General features: G+C 58.0%; 14 protein-coding genes. 7 read left to right on the top strand and 7 right to left on the bottom strand.

Translation table 11 applies throughout. The features are described from left to right. The first annotated feature begins 42 nt into the window (after positions 1–42). Genes ACJJU9_RS13370 through ACJJU9_RS13360 form a run of 3 tightly spaced genes read left to right on the top strand, consistent with a single transcriptional unit; the run spans position 43 to position 2,386 of the window. Positions 43–702, top strand: coding sequence for an ankyrin repeat domain-containing protein (locus tag ACJJU9_RS13370; protein WP_407728702.1), 660 nt, complete (start codon positions 43–45; stop codon positions 700–702). Between the two features lie 21 nt (positions 703–723). Beyond that, the gene (locus ACJJU9_RS13365) at positions 724–1,185 is read left to right on the top strand and encodes a nucleoside deaminase (protein WP_407728701.1); all 462 of its coding nucleotides are present in this window, start codon (positions 724–726) and stop codon (positions 1,183–1,185) included. Beyond that, on the top strand, positions 1,172–2,386 hold the full coding sequence (locus ACJJU9_RS13360) for a CynX/NimT family MFS transporter (protein WP_407728700.1): 1,215 nt from the start codon (positions 1,172–1,174) through the stop codon (positions 2,384–2,386). Before ACJJU9_RS13365 ends, ACJJU9_RS13360 begins: the two co-directional genes overlap by 14 nt. On the opposite strand, the gene ACJJU9_RS13355 is transcribed toward ACJJU9_RS13360, so the two are convergent. Then, positions 2,316–3,287: a LysR family transcriptional regulator gene (locus ACJJU9_RS13355; RefSeq protein WP_407728699.1), complete on the bottom strand. Its 972-nt coding sequence runs from the start codon at positions 3,285–3,287 to the stop codon at positions 2,316–2,318. The genes ACJJU9_RS13360 and ACJJU9_RS13355 overlap by 71 nt on opposite strands. 120 nt (positions 3,288–3,407) lie before the next feature. On the opposite strand from ACJJU9_RS13355, the gene ACJJU9_RS13350 reads away from it, so the two are divergent. Continuing rightward, positions 3,408–4,253, top strand: a complete 846-nt coding sequence (locus ACJJU9_RS13350; protein WP_407728698.1) for an SDR family NAD(P)-dependent oxidoreductase — start codon at positions 3,408–3,410, stop codon at positions 4,251–4,253. A gap of 105 nt (positions 4,254–4,358) precedes the next feature. On the opposite strand, the gene ACJJU9_RS13345 is transcribed toward ACJJU9_RS13350, so the two are convergent. Next, positions 4,359–6,596, bottom strand: a complete 2,238-nt coding sequence (locus ACJJU9_RS13345; RefSeq protein WP_407728697.1) for a TonB-dependent siderophore receptor — start codon at positions 6,594–6,596, stop codon at positions 4,359–4,361. A gap of 228 nt (positions 6,597–6,824) precedes the next feature. Between ACJJU9_RS13345 and ACJJU9_RS13340 the strand changes: the two genes are divergently transcribed. Next, a complete protein-coding gene (locus tag ACJJU9_RS13340) occupies positions 6,825–8,036 on the top strand; it encodes a YeeE/YedE family protein (protein WP_153332179.1) in 1,212 nt (403 codons plus the stop codon). 136 nt (positions 8,037–8,172) lie between these two features. Here ACJJU9_RS13340 and ACJJU9_RS13335 read toward each other — a convergent pair whose 3' ends face one another. The 3 genes from ACJJU9_RS13335 to ACJJU9_RS13325 all read right to left on the bottom strand — a co-directional run bounded on the left by ACJJU9_RS13335 (position 8,173) and on the right by ACJJU9_RS13325 (position 10,571). After that, entirely contained in the window at positions 8,173–8,856 is a 684-nt protein-coding gene (locus ACJJU9_RS13335; RefSeq protein ID WP_407728696.1) for a YoaK family protein, read from the bottom strand. A 195-nt stretch (positions 8,857–9,051) separates the two neighbouring features. Beyond that, positions 9,052–10,164 carry an NAD(P)/FAD-dependent oxidoreductase gene (locus ACJJU9_RS13330; protein WP_407728695.1) on the bottom strand — a complete coding sequence of 371 codons (1,113 nt, stop codon included), beginning with the start codon at positions 10,162–10,164 and terminating at the stop codon, positions 9,052–9,054. A 5-nt stretch (positions 10,165–10,169) separates the two neighbouring features. Beyond that, positions 10,170–10,571 (bottom strand): GFA family protein, encoded by a 402-nt coding sequence (locus ACJJU9_RS13325; RefSeq protein ID WP_353231352.1) that lies wholly within the window; start codon positions 10,569–10,571, stop codon positions 10,170–10,172. A gap of 133 nt (positions 10,572–10,704) precedes the next feature. Here ACJJU9_RS13325 and ACJJU9_RS13320 point away from each other — a divergent pair, with 133 nt between their 5' ends. Then, positions 10,705–10,878, top strand: a complete 174-nt coding sequence (locus tag ACJJU9_RS13320; protein WP_407730993.1) for a GrpB family protein — start codon at positions 10,705–10,707, stop codon at positions 10,876–10,878. A gap of 57 nt (positions 10,879–10,935) precedes the next feature. Here the strand turns inward: ACJJU9_RS13320 and ACJJU9_RS13315 are convergent, their stop codons facing one another. Next, the gene (locus ACJJU9_RS13315) at positions 10,936–11,226 is read right to left on the bottom strand and encodes a hypothetical protein (protein WP_407728694.1); all 291 of its coding nucleotides are present in this window, start codon (positions 11,224–11,226) and stop codon (positions 10,936–10,938) included. Between the two features lie 200 nt (positions 11,227–11,426). On the opposite strand from ACJJU9_RS13315, the gene ACJJU9_RS13310 reads away from it, so the two are divergent. Further along, the gene (locus tag ACJJU9_RS13310) at positions 11,427–11,708 is read left to right on the top strand and encodes a hypothetical protein (RefSeq protein WP_228394070.1); all 282 of its coding nucleotides are present in this window, start codon (positions 11,427–11,429) and stop codon (positions 11,706–11,708) included. A gap of 332 nt (positions 11,709–12,040) precedes the next feature. Here ACJJU9_RS13310 and ACJJU9_RS13305 read toward each other — a convergent pair whose 3' ends face one another. Beyond that, positions 12,041–13,204, bottom strand: a complete 1,164-nt coding sequence (locus ACJJU9_RS13305; RefSeq protein ID WP_407728693.1) for a GGDEF domain-containing protein — start codon at positions 13,202–13,204, stop codon at positions 12,041–12,043. Between the last annotated feature and the right edge of the window lie 232 nt (positions 13,205–13,436).

Here is a 13,436-nt window from a genome sequence, read left to right as displayed (position 1 = left end):
ACCATACTCGTTCTTCATTGAATCTGCAGAGAGAAAGTGACCATGAGTCGCCTGACGTTTAAATCCGGCCTTCTAGCGGTCGGGATATTAATGATGGGAGGAGTGATGGCTAACGAGAAAAGTCTGTTGGATGCGGTGCGTAGTGGTGAAGTGACCCACGTGCAGCAATTGATCACCGGCGGTGCGGATCTGAAGGCACAGGCGCCGGACGGCAGTAGCGCGCTGCTGCTGGCGACCCAGCGCAACAACGTTGAGATCGCCCGCGCCTTGATAGCGGCGGGCGCCGACGTCAATCAGAAAAACCTGATGCACGACAGCGCCTATTTGCTGGCGGGTGCCAGTGGTTACAACGACATCCTCAAGTTGACGCTGGCCCATGGCGCGGACCTGAAAAGCACCAACCGTTACGGCGGCACCGCGTTGATTCCCGCGTGTGAGCGCGGCCATGTTGAAACCGTACGCTTGTTGATTGCCGCCGGGGTCGACGTTAACCATGTCAATCGACTGGGCTGGACCTGTTTGATGGAAGCCATCGTACTGTCCGATGGTGGCCCGGCTCATCAGCAGATTGTTGCCCAACTGATTCAGGCGGGCGCAGATCTCAACCTGCCGGACAACGAGGGTCACAGCCCGTTGTATCAGGCAGAGCAGCGCGGTCAGAGCGCAACGGCCAAGTTGCTGCGTGACGCTGGCGCCCAGTGAATGACCTGCACGGGAGTGTTCATGAATAACGATCAAGATTACCTGCAACGCGCGGTGGAACTGGCGCGCATCAACGTTGCCGAGGGTGGACGACCTTTTGGCGCAGTACTGGTCAAGGACGGTAAAGTAATTGTCGAGGCGGTTAACGAAATTCATCTCGACCAAGACCCGACCGCCCACGCGGAATTGCTGACCATCCGCCGTGCCAGCCAGCACCTGGGCTCGCGTCTGGACGGGTGCGTGATCTACGCCAGTGGCCAGCCGTGCCCGATGTGCCTGGCCGCCATGTACCTGTGCGGTGTGAGCCGTGCCGTGTATGGCGCAGCAAACGAACTGGGTGAACCGTTTGGTTTGTCTACGGCGGCGATCTACCAGCAACTGGCGTTGCCATTGAGCGAGCAGCGCCTGAACGTGCAACATCTGCCGCAGCCCGCAATGGTTGAGGTCTATGAAAACTGGCAGGCGCGCCATGCCGCTCACTAAAACCCGTCTGCGCAGCCTGGCAAGTTGGGCCCTGATCATCGCATTGGGGCTTAACTTGCGGCCGATTTTGAGTTCCATCAGCCCATTGTTGATGCAGATTCGTGGCGACACCGGCATGAGCTTTCAAAGCAGCGCCTGGCTGACCAGCCTGCCGGTGATTTGCATGGGGCTGGTGGCCTTGCTCGGGGTGCGCATAGAAGCCCGTTTGGGCGAGCGACGGGGCGTGGCGTTGGGCCTGCTGATGATTCTGGGCGCGTGCCTGTGGCGCCTGCTGGGGCATCAGGCTGAAGTGTTGCTCATCACGGCCTTGCTGGGCGGCGCCGGTGTAGCGTTGATTCAGGCATTGGTGCCGGCGCTGATCAAGCGCCAATTTCAGGGGCAAGTGGCGCTGGCTTTGGGGGTGTATTCGGCCTCGTTGATGGGAGGTGGCGGTTTGGCCGCGTTGCTCAGCCCGGTGGTGGCCGGGCATTTCAGCCAGTGGCAGGCCGGGCTCGGCGTGTGGTTGTTGCCCGCGCTGGCGGCGCTATTGATGTGGTGGCTGTTGCCTTTTGCCGGGCTGACTGCGCGCACTCACGGCGCGTCTGCGCAGCCATGGCGCAAACGCAGGGCCTGGCTGTTGGCGCTGTACTTCGGGCTGGTTAATTGCGGTTACATGAGCATGGTTGCCTGGCTGCCGGCGTATTACCTGCAAATGGACTGGAGCGCGACCCAAAGCGGTTCGCTGCTGGCGTTCATGACCGTGTTTCAGGTGCTGGCCGCGTTGGTGATGCCTGCTCTGGCGCAGCGCAGTCGCGACAGACGCCCGTTTTTGGCCCTCAGCCTTGCTGCGCAGGCATTTGGGTTTTTCGGTCTGGTGATGTGGCCGCTTGAGTCGCCGCATATCTGGGTGGCGTTGATCGGCTTTGGTCTGGGCGCTTGTTTTGCCCTAAGCCTGATCCTGACCCTTGACCATTGCCGGGAACCTCGTGCAGCCGGGCAGTTGGCGGCGTTTGTGCAAGGGGTGGGGTTTCTCATCAACGCGGTCTCGCCCTGGTTGACCGGCTGGTTGCGAGAACTCACGGGCAGCTTTGTCAGCGCCTGGTGGGTGTTGATTGTCGGGGTTATAGCGATGCTGCTGTTAACCCGCATTTTCAGCCCGGCGAGTTATCGGGAATCGTTTGCTGAACCGCATGGCTCCCCGGCGCTGTCGACACATCCTTGAGCGCTACATTCAGATCCAATATCGACATAAAGCGCTCAACCAGCGGTGAAACGTTGTGGGCATGCCAGCCCACATAGAGGCCAATGCCGGGGTTGCGTGATTGCGCCACCGGCAAAATGCTCCGAAACACCACGTTGTCTTGCGTAAACGAACGGGCAATGGAGGCCGGCACCAACGCCACACCGAAGCCACAGGCAACCAGGCCGATCACGGTGTGGAGTTGTGCCGCTTCCTGCACCACCTTCGGGTAAAAACCCGCGGCGTCGCACAGGGCAATCAGTTGTCGGTGATAACCGCTGCCCAGCACTTCGGGAGTGAAGACAAACGCTTCATCTGCGAAGTCACGCAGGTCGATGTCGGCGGCATGGGCTTTGGCGTGATCGGCGGGCAAGGCCATGACGATTGCCTCTTCAAACAGCAAGCGCGACTGCAAATTGGGCGTGTCAAAAGGCTGTTTACGCATAAAGGCGATGTCCGCTTCAGCGTGCGAGATCGCTTGGGCCTGGCTGGCTGAGGGCATTTCCTTGAGGGTCAACTGAACGTTGGGGAAGGTATCGCGAAACGCTCGCAGTGCATTGAGCAGCGGCGTGTAGTGGGCAATGGACACGGTGGTGACCGTGAGTTTGCCAGCGATGCCTTGTGCCACCAAGCGCGCATGCTCGGCACCGGATTCCAGCGTGTTGAGGGTGCTGTAGGCCGTGTCCAGAAAGGCGCTGCCCGCAGGCGTCAGTCGCACTTCACGTTTGCTGCGTGTCAGCAGGCTGATCCCCAGTTTGTCTTCCAGGCGGTTAATCGCCTGGCTGAGTGCAGGCTGGGCCATGTGCAGGCGCTTGGCGGCGTTGTGGAAGTGCAATTCTTCGGCAACGGCAATGAACTGCTTGAGCAGACGGGTCTCGATCATGGTGTCCGTTCCTTCCTTTGAACTGTGATAGGCGCAGCGTATCAACTTCGCGCTTGAACAGTATTAAACAAGCCTCTAAGGCAGGGTTAAGGTGAGGGCAGTGATCAAGAGGAGTCAACTGTGGACTTTGCAGGCAAAACCGCAATTGTAACGGGCGCTGGTCAAGGTTTGGGTCTGAGCTACGCCTGCGAACTGGCAAGGTTGGGCGCCAATGTGGTGATCAGCGATATTGGCGCGGATACGCTGGGCGAAGGTGCCGATGCCTCGATTGCCTACGAGGCGGCACGTGCGCTTGAGGCCGAAGGTTACAGCGTGCTGGGTCACCACACCGACCTTGCCAGCGAGCGTGGGTGCGAGCAATTGGTCGCGGCGGCGGTCGACACGTTTGGGCAACTGGATATCGTGATTCACAACGCGGGTTGGGTCGGTTATCAGCGGATAGAAGAGGCCGAGGTGGCTTTTATCGAGCGGGCACTGGATATCAATGTCTACGCGCCTGTCTGGTTGTGCAAACATGCCTGGCAACACCTGCGGCAATCGCCAGCCGCGCGGGTGGTCCTGACCACCTCGGACCGGGCCATGTACCAGCCCTATGCACAGCCGGGGCTGGTGGCTTACGCGGCAGGCAAAATGGCGCAACTGGGCGTCATGAATGCCCTGAGCATGGAGGGAATGGTCGACGGGATTTTGGTTAACGCTGTGTCGCCGGTGGCAAAAACCAGAATGTGGGGCCTGACCGAAGCACCGGTCAACCTCAAGCCGGAATGGGTCACACCCGGCGTGGTGTTTCTGGCTTCGCAGCAGTGCCGCGACACCGGCTACATCGTACGGGCCAGCAATGGTCAGTTCACCGCCACCCGTTTCGTTGAAAACCCTGGCGTCGACTATCCCGTCGACCTGGCGCGGGTCAAGGCCAGCAGTGCCGAGCAGGTGGCGCAGTTGTGGGAACAGATCAAAGAATGTTGATTGGTGTAGGAGCGAGCTTGTCTCGCGATCTTTTGATCTTATGTTTTGTTCAACAGATCAAAAGATCGCGAGGCAAGCTCGCTCCTACAGGCTGGATGGTTGGTGTTACAGCTTCCACTCCAGGCCCAGGCTGACGGTTCTTGGCTCGCCCCAGAACACGCCGTTATAGAAGCCGACGTTGTCGTAGTACTTCTGGTCCAGCACGTTTTTGACGTTCAACGTTGCCGAGACGTGGGTATCAAACTCGTAGCGTGCCATCAGGTCGAGGAGGGTATAGGACTTCTGGGTAATGTTTTCCTTGAAGGTGTTCGGATTGCCTTTTGCATCTGTCGTCCCGTCGGGGCGACGGGCGGCACGGTAGATATCGCTCTGCCAGTTAACGGCTGCCCCCACGGTCATCGCGCTCCATTCACCCGGGAGTTTGTAGGTAGTCGATACCTTGACCAGGTTCAACGGTGAGGCCGTATTGATGCGTTTGCCGTCGGCGTTAAGCGAGTGGGTATAGGTGTAGCCCGCCATCATGTTCCAGTCGCGCATCACTTCACCGGCCAGCTCAACTTCAAAGCCTTTGACTTTGTTGCCCTTGCCCCCGGAAGTGTAATAGTTCTCACCATTCGGGCCGCGCGGCACGGAGCTATCGATCTCTGGCACGTTATCCTGCTTGCTCCAGAACACCGCGCTCGTCAGGTTCAAGCGTTCCTCCAGGAAGCTACCTTTGAGCCCCACCTCATAGACGCTGCCGACCACGGGCATAAGGTACGAGCCGCTGACATCTTTATTGGTAGAAGGCTTGAAAATGTCGGTATAGCTGACATAGGCCGTTAACTCTTCAGTGAAGTCATACAGTAAGCCAGCATAGGGGGTGATCATGTCGTTGTGGGTCTGCACGACTTTATCGTAGCTGACACCGCCAGGTGCTTTATCGTCGAATTCGCGGTCAACGTTTGAGCTTTTCCAGCTGCCATAACGTGTGCCGAGCACGGCGTGCCACTGATCGGTGAGGTTAAAGCGCGTGGCCAGGTAGCCGGACTTCTGTTTGACGGTGCTGTGGTTGCTGTCGATACCGCTGTCAAGGTCGCGGTATTTCGGGATGGCGCCCATATCACCCCAGTCAGGCACTCTATCGTAGCCCTCAGGGTTTAAACCAATAAAGAGCGGCGAGGTATTGTCGTACTTGGCTTCGCCGTAACCGACCATTAATTCATGATCACGCCCCAGCAGGGCGTAAGTGCCCGATAGGTTAACGTCGATCGCCGTCATGGTTTCGTCACCGGCAAAGTGGCTGCTATAGGCGGACATGCCGGTGCCATCTGCGTTCGGGAAGCCGCCACCGGCGTAATACACCTTGCCTTCGGAATCGCTGGAACGGTGGGTATAAGCGGCTTTCAGGCGCCAGTTATCGAACAACTGCTGGTCGAGGGTGGCGAAGGCGGTTTTGTCCTTCTTCGGCCAGGAGCTCCAGGGCGTCGCATAATTGGTCGAACGCCCCAGGTTGGCCTTTTCGCCAGTACCGGTCCAATAGGGCGTTGTGCCCCAGGAGGAGCCGCGAACCTGCTTGTCCTGATAGTCGTAACCGACGGCTACGGTGGTGTTGTCGGTGAGGTCGGCCTCCAGAATTCCGTAAGCTACTTCACGCTTTAGCGCGTAATTATCGCGAAACGACTTGCTGTCTCGGTAGGCCAGTACGGTGCGGCCGCGCAAACGCCCGTCGAACCCCAGTGGTCCCCCCACATCGACGTAACTGTAGTAGTTGTCATAGCTGCCGCCGCTGACTCCGGCCGTGGCCGCCAGTTCGTGGGTCGGGCGTTTGCGGATCATGTTGATGGTCCCCGACGGATCGCCTGCGCCGGTGGTCAGGCCGGTGGCGCCGCGGACCACTTCAATGCGGTCGTAGATGATGGTGTCGGCGTCAGTCTTCATGTAGCTGAAGGTGTTGAGCATTCCATCAATCTGGAAGTTATTGATGGTATAGCCGCGTGACGAATAGCTGACCCGGTCCGAGTCGTTGTGTTGCACCACCACGCCGGTGGTATGACGCATGGCTTCAGTGAGGGTATTGAGGTTGAAGTCATTCATTTCCTGGCGGGTAACCACCGAGATCGACTGTGGCGTTTCGCGAATGCTCAAGTTGAGTTTGGTCGCGGTGTTGGTCGAGCCGGTGGTATAGGAACCGGTGTCTTCAGTCGTCGAACCCAGTCCTTGGGCGCTGATGCGGGTGCTTGCGAGTTCCATGCCGGAAGGTTTTGTCTCAGCTTCATCCAAGGCCTCAGTGTCGGCCAATAAATGCGAACTGCTGATAAGGCCGAGGGCTAACGTGACGGAGCGGGTGAGGGGAGCACGCATTGCAACGGATTCCTTGTCAGGTTTTTTGAAGTTGTCAGTGCTTCAAACGAATGACAAAGGACATAGTTAGGCCATTTTCAGTGTGTTGGCTAAATAGAGACTTTTCGCACAAGCACCCTGTAGGAAGAAGGCTACGTGCAACCCGTCAATCAACAACAGTGCACATACGTTCACGGTTTATACTGGCCGCCTTCGCACATCTTCAAATCAAACAAACCGAGATTCTTAATGAGCCGTTCTCTGTCTATCGCACCGGAGCGCAAGTCGTTTGCGCCGCTGGTGGCTTTTATCTTGCTGTTGCTGGGCGCAGCGTTCCTGCAAAACACGGTGGGTTCACGCCAAGTGTTATTGCTGGTGGTGGGCGCTGCACTGGGTTTAACGCTGTATCACGCGGCTTTTGGCTTTACCTCGGCCTGGCGGGTGTTTATCAATGACCGGCGCGGTGCCGGCTTGCGCGCGCAAATGATCATGCTGTCGGTGGCCGTACTGCTGTTTTTCCCGGCACTGGGCTCCGGCACGCTGTTCGGTCAGCCCGTGGTCGGGCTGGTCGCGCCAGTGGGTGTATCTGTAGTGTTCGGTGCGTTTATTTTCGGCATCGGCATGCAGTTGGGGGGCGGCTGCGCCTCCGGCACCTTGTTCACAGTCGGCGGTGGTAATGCGCGAATGCTGGTGACACTGTTCTTTTTCATCTGTGGCTCGGTCATCGCCACCCATCACGCCGACTGGTGGTTTGCCCTGCCTTCGCTGCCGGCCACCTCCATCGTCAAAAGTTTGGGGGTCGTGCCAGCGCTGCTGCTGAGCCTGGCCATTTTCGGGGTGATTGCGGCGGTTACCGTGCGTCTCGAAAAAGCCCGTCATGGGCAGCTTGAAGCGGGTGTGACCAGCGAACACCAAGGGCTGCGCCGGTTTCTGCGCGGGCCATGGCCATTGGTCTGGGGCGCGATTGGCCTGGCCTTGCTCAATTACGCCACGCTGGCTTTGGCCGGTCGCCCGTGGGGCATCACCTCAGCGTTCGCTCTGTGGGGCGCCAAGGCGGTGAGCGGGTTGGGCGTAGATGTCAGCAGTTGGGGCTTCTGGCAAGTGCCGAGCAATGCCAAGGCGCTGGCGGCACCGGTGTGGGAAGACATCACCAGCGTCATGGATATCGGCATCATCCTCGGCGCGCTGCTGGCTGCGGGGCTGGCCGGTCGCTTTGCACCGAGCCTGAAAATTCCCGCTCGCTCGCTTTTCGCGGCGGTGATCGGTGGTCTGCTGCTCGGCTACGGCTCGCGTCTGGCCTACGGCTGCAACATCGGTGCGTACTTCAGCGGCATAGCCTCAGGCAGTCTGCATGGCTGGGTGTGGCTGGTAGCGGCTTTTCTGGGCAACAGTGTGGGCGTGCGCCTACGGCCGTTTTTCTTCGTCGGCGAGCGTCCGCAGGTGGCGTTGAGCGGTTGCTGAGTTTGACTCGCATCGATGCAGTCAATTCGACCCTCTTAGGTTCAAGCACTGCGCGGATCTTGCTTTCAACATCAGCCGCCGTGTGGGACAACCGGAGTCGGTTCTGCGGTTGACCCAACGCAAGCCTCGTAACGGATTATGCCGTGGCCGCACGGTGTGATTTCAAGCACACCCACATCGCGGCAATGATGGGCACCAGCAGGCTCCACAGCCCGATGGACAGGTAAAGCAGGGCGGCGCTTAAGCAACCCGCCGTGAAGCCGGTCAGGTTCACGGCAATAGGCGCCATGCGAGTCCGCACACGGGCTCGCTCCGGGGCGTTGCGCTCTGTTAGCAGGGTGAAAATGTCGATCGCCAACTGGGTGACATTGCCCGTCATCAGGGTGGTCGGTGGCGCGGCTTTCAGATGTTGACGCGACAATGTGTTTTGTATGGCCATGGCTGCCACGCCGACCATTCCGGTGGTGAGTGCCATGGCAGAATCCGGGTCGCTGAAGGGCCCAAACCACACGGCCAGCCCTCCAAACGCCGACAGCAACAACACATAAGCTGCCAGCAAAATATGCAGTGAAGCCAGGTTTCTGCGGTGTAGCGCGCACGCGGCGAGGTGAGTCAGGCCGACGACAAGGGCGAACACCGGTAATGCCATCAGCTTGCCGATAATGCCGGACGTGCCTTGAACAATACTGACCCCCAAGGTGACAAAGTTTCCGGTGACGTGAGCAGTAAAAAGCCCTTGCAGCGCAATAAACCCGATGGTGTCTACGAACCCACCGTTAAAGCTGAGGGCGGGGGCTATTTGGCGAGAAATGTCCTGCATAGGGGGGTGACTTCACTTGGTTAAGGGGAAGCCAGCTTAGCAACCGTGCGCAGGGCCTCCCGGCCAACAGCTTCAGCAAAACGGACAGATACTTAGTTTTAAAGGCACGCACACTTGTAGCAGTTGACGAGCTTTGCGAGGCTACGTCCGGCTACGCAGCAGCCGTAAAGCCTCGCGACGGCGCGGCGTCGAAGATCACGGTCGCTCGTGCCGGGCAGGCGTGTCCAGACAGAACCGGTCAGGCCGACACGCTGTGAGCGCATCGCTCAACTTGGCATCAAGAATTTCTTCACTCACCAGGCGGCCGACTATGGCCGCCAGTGCAACGCCGGGGTGCAGGGTGCACACATACACACCGCTGACGTTGGGCAAATAGCCGACGATGGGCAGACGATCGATCGATATCGGCCTGAGCCCCACACATGCCAACTCCGGCTCTGATAAAGCCGCGCCTTCAAGCTCGCTTTCGATGGCCTTGGTCGTCCGCTGCGCCACAGCGGACGGCTGGTTCTCGGCGCTGTCGTCCAGATAATCTTCTGCCGCCAGCAACGTTCCATCCGCAGCTTGTCTGACTTCCATCGCTGAGTTGGAAATGATTGTCTGCACCAGACCAGGCTGCGCCGTGTAGCGGATAAAAATGCAAGGTGAAGCTTGCACAGGGAGGGGGCTGTTGAGCATCTGAGTCAGCTCGGCAATGCCGGTCCCGGCTGCCAATACCACGGTATCAGCCACTAATGTGCCGTTTGAGGTTTCAATCGCTGTCACTGTGCCGTGCAGGGTTTTAAAGCCCAGCACGCGGGTTTGCGTGAGCACTTTTGCCCCGTTCGCCTGAGCGCCTGCGATCAATGCGTGGGTGGCTGCGACAGCGTCCAGTGCGCCTTCTTGCGCCACATACACCGCCTGTTGTGGTGGCTGCTTGAGGTTCGGTTCAAGGGCGAGAATCTGTGATCGGCTCAGCAACTGAGCGTGAGCAGGCGACACTTCACTCTGCCCCTCGCCATACGACAAAGCGCCCGTCCAGCGTATGTTCAGCGCTGGCAGTTGCGCTTCAAGGCGGTGGTATTCCTTGATGGCTTCGCGGCGCAGTTGCGCTATAGGGTCCGGTTCACCGTGCGTGGTGTTGATCCAGGCGAACGAGGTTGCGGTCACCCCTGACGCAATCTCGGCCGCTTCAACAACAGTGACCTTTGCCCCTTTATCAGCCAGGTGGTACGCCAACGAGGCGCCGACGATCCCTGCACCGATAATCACAATATGCTTGTCAGGCGTTAACGCCATAAGGTCTTCCTTGTCTCGGCTTTGATCCATTGACGTTACGGATGTTGCGGCCAATGATCGCTAATGTCATGCCACGAGGCCTTTGACGCCACACAGATATGCTTTTGTTTAGCGCCGGTGACGGGCGTGTCGAGGGTACCCATGGCGATTGAGATCCAGTCGGCGTAGGGCCCTTTTGAAGTTGACCAAAACAAGGATGAACCGCACTCGCCGCAGAACTGACGCAAGACCGACTCTGAAGACTCAAATGACTTGAGACTTTCAGCACCGCGGGTCAATTCAAGATCGTTACGCAGCACATTAAAAAAGCTGGCAAAGGCGGCCCCGTGTCCTTTGCGGCATTGGCTGCAATGACAGTGTGAAACCACCTTGGGCGGCGTACACGTTTGATAGTGGACAGCGCCGCACAGGCAACTGCCGAGCAAGAGGTTATCCATTGGCACACACTTCCAGACGAGGAGAGCGCCACTCTAAACGCGGGCGGGCGCGCATCTCAATGATTACTGCGCCGCACGCCGTCATAATTCAGCCACTTCAGCGCCGTAAAATGGCTGGCCTCTTCATGCGCAGATAGACCGCATGCTGCGCTTTCGCGACCTGTTGCGAGTAAACGACAACATCCGCCAGCAATATCAGGATGTAAAGCTACAGCTGGAGGCCAGCAGTCGGGGAGGGATTGGCGAATACCTCTCGCACAAAGCACCTTATATAGATGCCTGGCTTGAGCCGCATCTGGATGAATAAGGCTAGCTTCAGGCGTGTATGGGGTGTCGGTTTTAGTCGTAACGCCCTGAGTGGCGTTTAGGGTGCGAGCAAGCTTACCAGCTCAATTGTCAGGGCAGCAGCCTCTTGTCGATACCCGGCAGCCCAGCTGTTTGACCAATCATCAGGCCGTCCCTGATCATCCCATTCTGCCAGTGCAAGCCCGTTCAAGATTTCCAGTTCAAACCAGACGCGTTGCCAGGCATCACCGTCCTCGACCAACGCAGTGTTTTGCCACAAGAATTCGGTTTGCGCGACAAAAGACGACCATGCGAACAAGTCCTCCGATGCCCGCTCGGCCACGCTGCGCCAGCGCTTAGTGATTGTCATCAATAACGACCTCAGAAAGTGGGTGTACACGGTTTGCCGCTGGTTTTTGCAAGCGCCTGCCTTAGTGCATCAACCCGTTTTCAAACTGTGGAAGCGAACTATCCGACCATCGTGTCAAATGTGAGTTCTATTGTGCAGACTTGCCGGCCTCTACTGTGTGCATGACTATGGTCCGCAATTATCCCGTTATGAGCTTTCACATGACACAAACGCCTTTATACCTTTTCGCGAATGTACGCCACCCCTGTGAGGGGCGACCCAATGTGACGGCTATTGTGTTGTTTGGTCTCACTGTTGAAGGGGAAGACTCGCCTGTCTATATGGAGATTCGTTTCATTGATTACCTGGCCCGGCAGATAGACGGCGATCACCTCATGTTCTCACTGGATCAGGCCCTCATGTCTGCACGAAATGACTACGGCATCCTGGAAACTGATTGGCGCGCGATGAGCAGAGAAGAAATTGACCGTATTGACTGGTAAAGCCTTGAGTGCAGAACGGGTGCCATTGACAAAAAAGCCCGCCAGACAAGAGCTGGCGGGCCATGTGCAGGTAGCAATCACCCAGGTGCTATTTCTGGGTGATGCTGTCCGGCAAGGCATACGCAATGATGTTAAAAGAAAGCCACGAAAGAACAGTGTTGGATAATTGCCATTGGGTGAATGTTTTAATGCTCAAGGCTTTTCGCAAGTCATTGCCAAACATCTGGCCTCAGATTTGCCCGTCAGTGATATCTGATGCCCGGACAATCTGAAGCCAGCGTCAATTTGAAACGTACAGTTTCAAGTGCACAGACCCGTAGTTAAGCTGTTTTTTACAATTGATTAGCCGTGGTCCTGTCCACCAAGCGCAAACTGTTACGCCCCCCGCGTTTGGAGGCGTAGAGCGCGGCGTCACCCAGTTCGATCAATTGGCTGAGGCTGGCAGGTGGGCGGTCGAAGAGTTCGGCGCCGATACTCAGCGTTACCGCTTGCGGGGTGGCGAAGGTTTGTGAAGTGGCGAGGTAAAACGGCTCGCGCAGGACGCTGGCCAGCGCTTCAATGCGCTCGCTTGAGGCGTTGCTCAACAGGATCACGAACTCATCGCCGCCCAGCCGGGCTGCCAGTGCGTCTTTGGGCAGTACCGCACGAATCATTTCGCTCAGGGAGATCAATAGCCGGTCGCCTGCCGTATGGCCAAACAGGTCGTTGATCAGTTTGAAGTTGTCGATGTCGATCAGCAGCAAAGCCCCAGGTCGTTCGGCTGAGACGCCGTTCAGCAAGGGCGGCGCGCGCATTTCGAGGGCTCGGCGGTTGTACAGGGCGGTCAATGGATCGCGGGCGGCGAGGCGGGCGATCTGTTTTTCGCGTCGATAGCGTTCGGTTCCGGTCATCGACAAGGCGATCAGCATGATCGCCATTGCGCCTTCTACCAGCGAGATCTGAATGATTTCGCCGCGAAACGCGGCCAAGTCAATAAACTCGCCCGGAAGCACTGCAATCAGCGCTTTGATGAGATAAAACACCCCGTGGATCAGCAGTACATAGCGCAACTGCACGGCGCCCACGCTCAACGACTTGCCGTGGGGGCGCAACAACCAGCTGGCCTTGAGTGCCAGGAGCGCGACCAACAGCGAATTAACCAGCAACATGACCCTGGACCATGACGGCTCATTCGGGATAAGCAACAGCACGGGCCAGATCGCAAAAATAAGGTACCAACTGCGCGACAAACGCACTTGTGTGAAGCGCGCAACACCCAGCAGAAACAGCCAGTGGGCCACCACCAGCAAGCCGTTGGCAAACCAGATACCGATGAGCAGCAGTCCGATACTGCGTAACAGCGCAAGGGATGAGCCTATGGCGATGGTGGCAAAACCTGCACTCCACAACAGCAGCGAGGATTCTCGGACGCTGCGCCATTCAATGGCCAGATAGAGTGCGGCGGCAGCGGCCAGCGCGATGGTCAGGGTCAATAAAGTGAGAGGGTCGAGCGCCATGAATTGACCGGCTTGCCTTAAGTGCGGAGGTGCTGGCAATTGTATGCGTATTTAGTGACTTTTCGCAGACTGCAAAACGCACTTCATCCCCAGTGGGAGCGGGCTTGCTCGCGATGCAGGCAACTCGGTGTATCTGTAACACCTTGTTGACTCCATCGCGAGCAAGCCCGCTCCCACAAAACAATGCTACCCGTCCAGGGGGCGCCTGCCGATCTGAACGATCTTTTGAGCA

This window comes from Pseudomonas helleri, from assembly GCF_045830615.1.
In the GTDB taxonomy this organism is placed as follows: Bacteria; Pseudomonadota; Gammaproteobacteria; order Pseudomonadales; family Pseudomonadaceae; genus Aquipseudomonas; species Aquipseudomonas helleri.
Note: the sequence above shows the minus strand (reverse complement) of the source record. Positions and strands in the feature narration are given on the sequence as shown.

Coding starts and splice junctions, on each gene's coding strand:
- ACJJU9_RS13365 (WP_407728701.1), top strand. CDS start 724: ATGAATAACGATCAAGATTACCTGCAACGCGCGGTGGAACTGGCGCGC.
- ACJJU9_RS13340 (WP_153332179.1), top strand. CDS start 6,825: ATGAGCCGTTCTCTGTCTATCGCACCGGAGCGCAAGTCGTTTGCGCCG.
- ACJJU9_RS13305 (WP_407728693.1), bottom strand. CDS start 13,204: ATGGCGCTCGACCCTCTCACTTTATTGACCCTGACCATCGCGCTGGCC.
- ACJJU9_RS13370 (WP_407728702.1), top strand. CDS start 43: ATGAGTCGCCTGACGTTTAAATCCGGCCTTCTAGCGGTCGGGATATTA.
- ACJJU9_RS13315 (WP_407728694.1), bottom strand. CDS start 11,226: ATGACAATCACTAAGCGCTGGCGCAGCGTGGCCGAGCGGGCATCGGAG.
- ACJJU9_RS13335 (WP_407728696.1), bottom strand. CDS start 8,856: ATGCAGGACATTTCTCGCCAAATAGCCCCCGCCCTCAGCTTTAACGGT.
- ACJJU9_RS13345 (WP_407728697.1), bottom strand. CDS start 6,596: ATGCGTGCTCCCCTCACCCGCTCCGTCACGTTAGCCCTCGGCCTTATC.
- ACJJU9_RS13325 (WP_353231352.1), bottom strand. CDS start 10,571: ATGGATAACCTCTTGCTCGGCAGTTGCCTGTGCGGCGCTGTCCACTAT.
- ACJJU9_RS13360 (WP_407728700.1), top strand. CDS start 1,172: ATGCCGCTCACTAAAACCCGTCTGCGCAGCCTGGCAAGTTGGGCCCTG.
- ACJJU9_RS13355 (WP_407728699.1), bottom strand. CDS start 3,287: ATGATCGAGACCCGTCTGCTCAAGCAGTTCATTGCCGTTGCCGAAGAA.
- ACJJU9_RS13330 (WP_407728695.1), bottom strand. CDS start 10,164: ATGGATCAAAGCCGAGACAAGGAAGACCTTATGGCGTTAACGCCTGAC.
- ACJJU9_RS13310 (WP_228394070.1), top strand. CDS start 11,427: ATGACACAAACGCCTTTATACCTTTTCGCGAATGTACGCCACCCCTGT.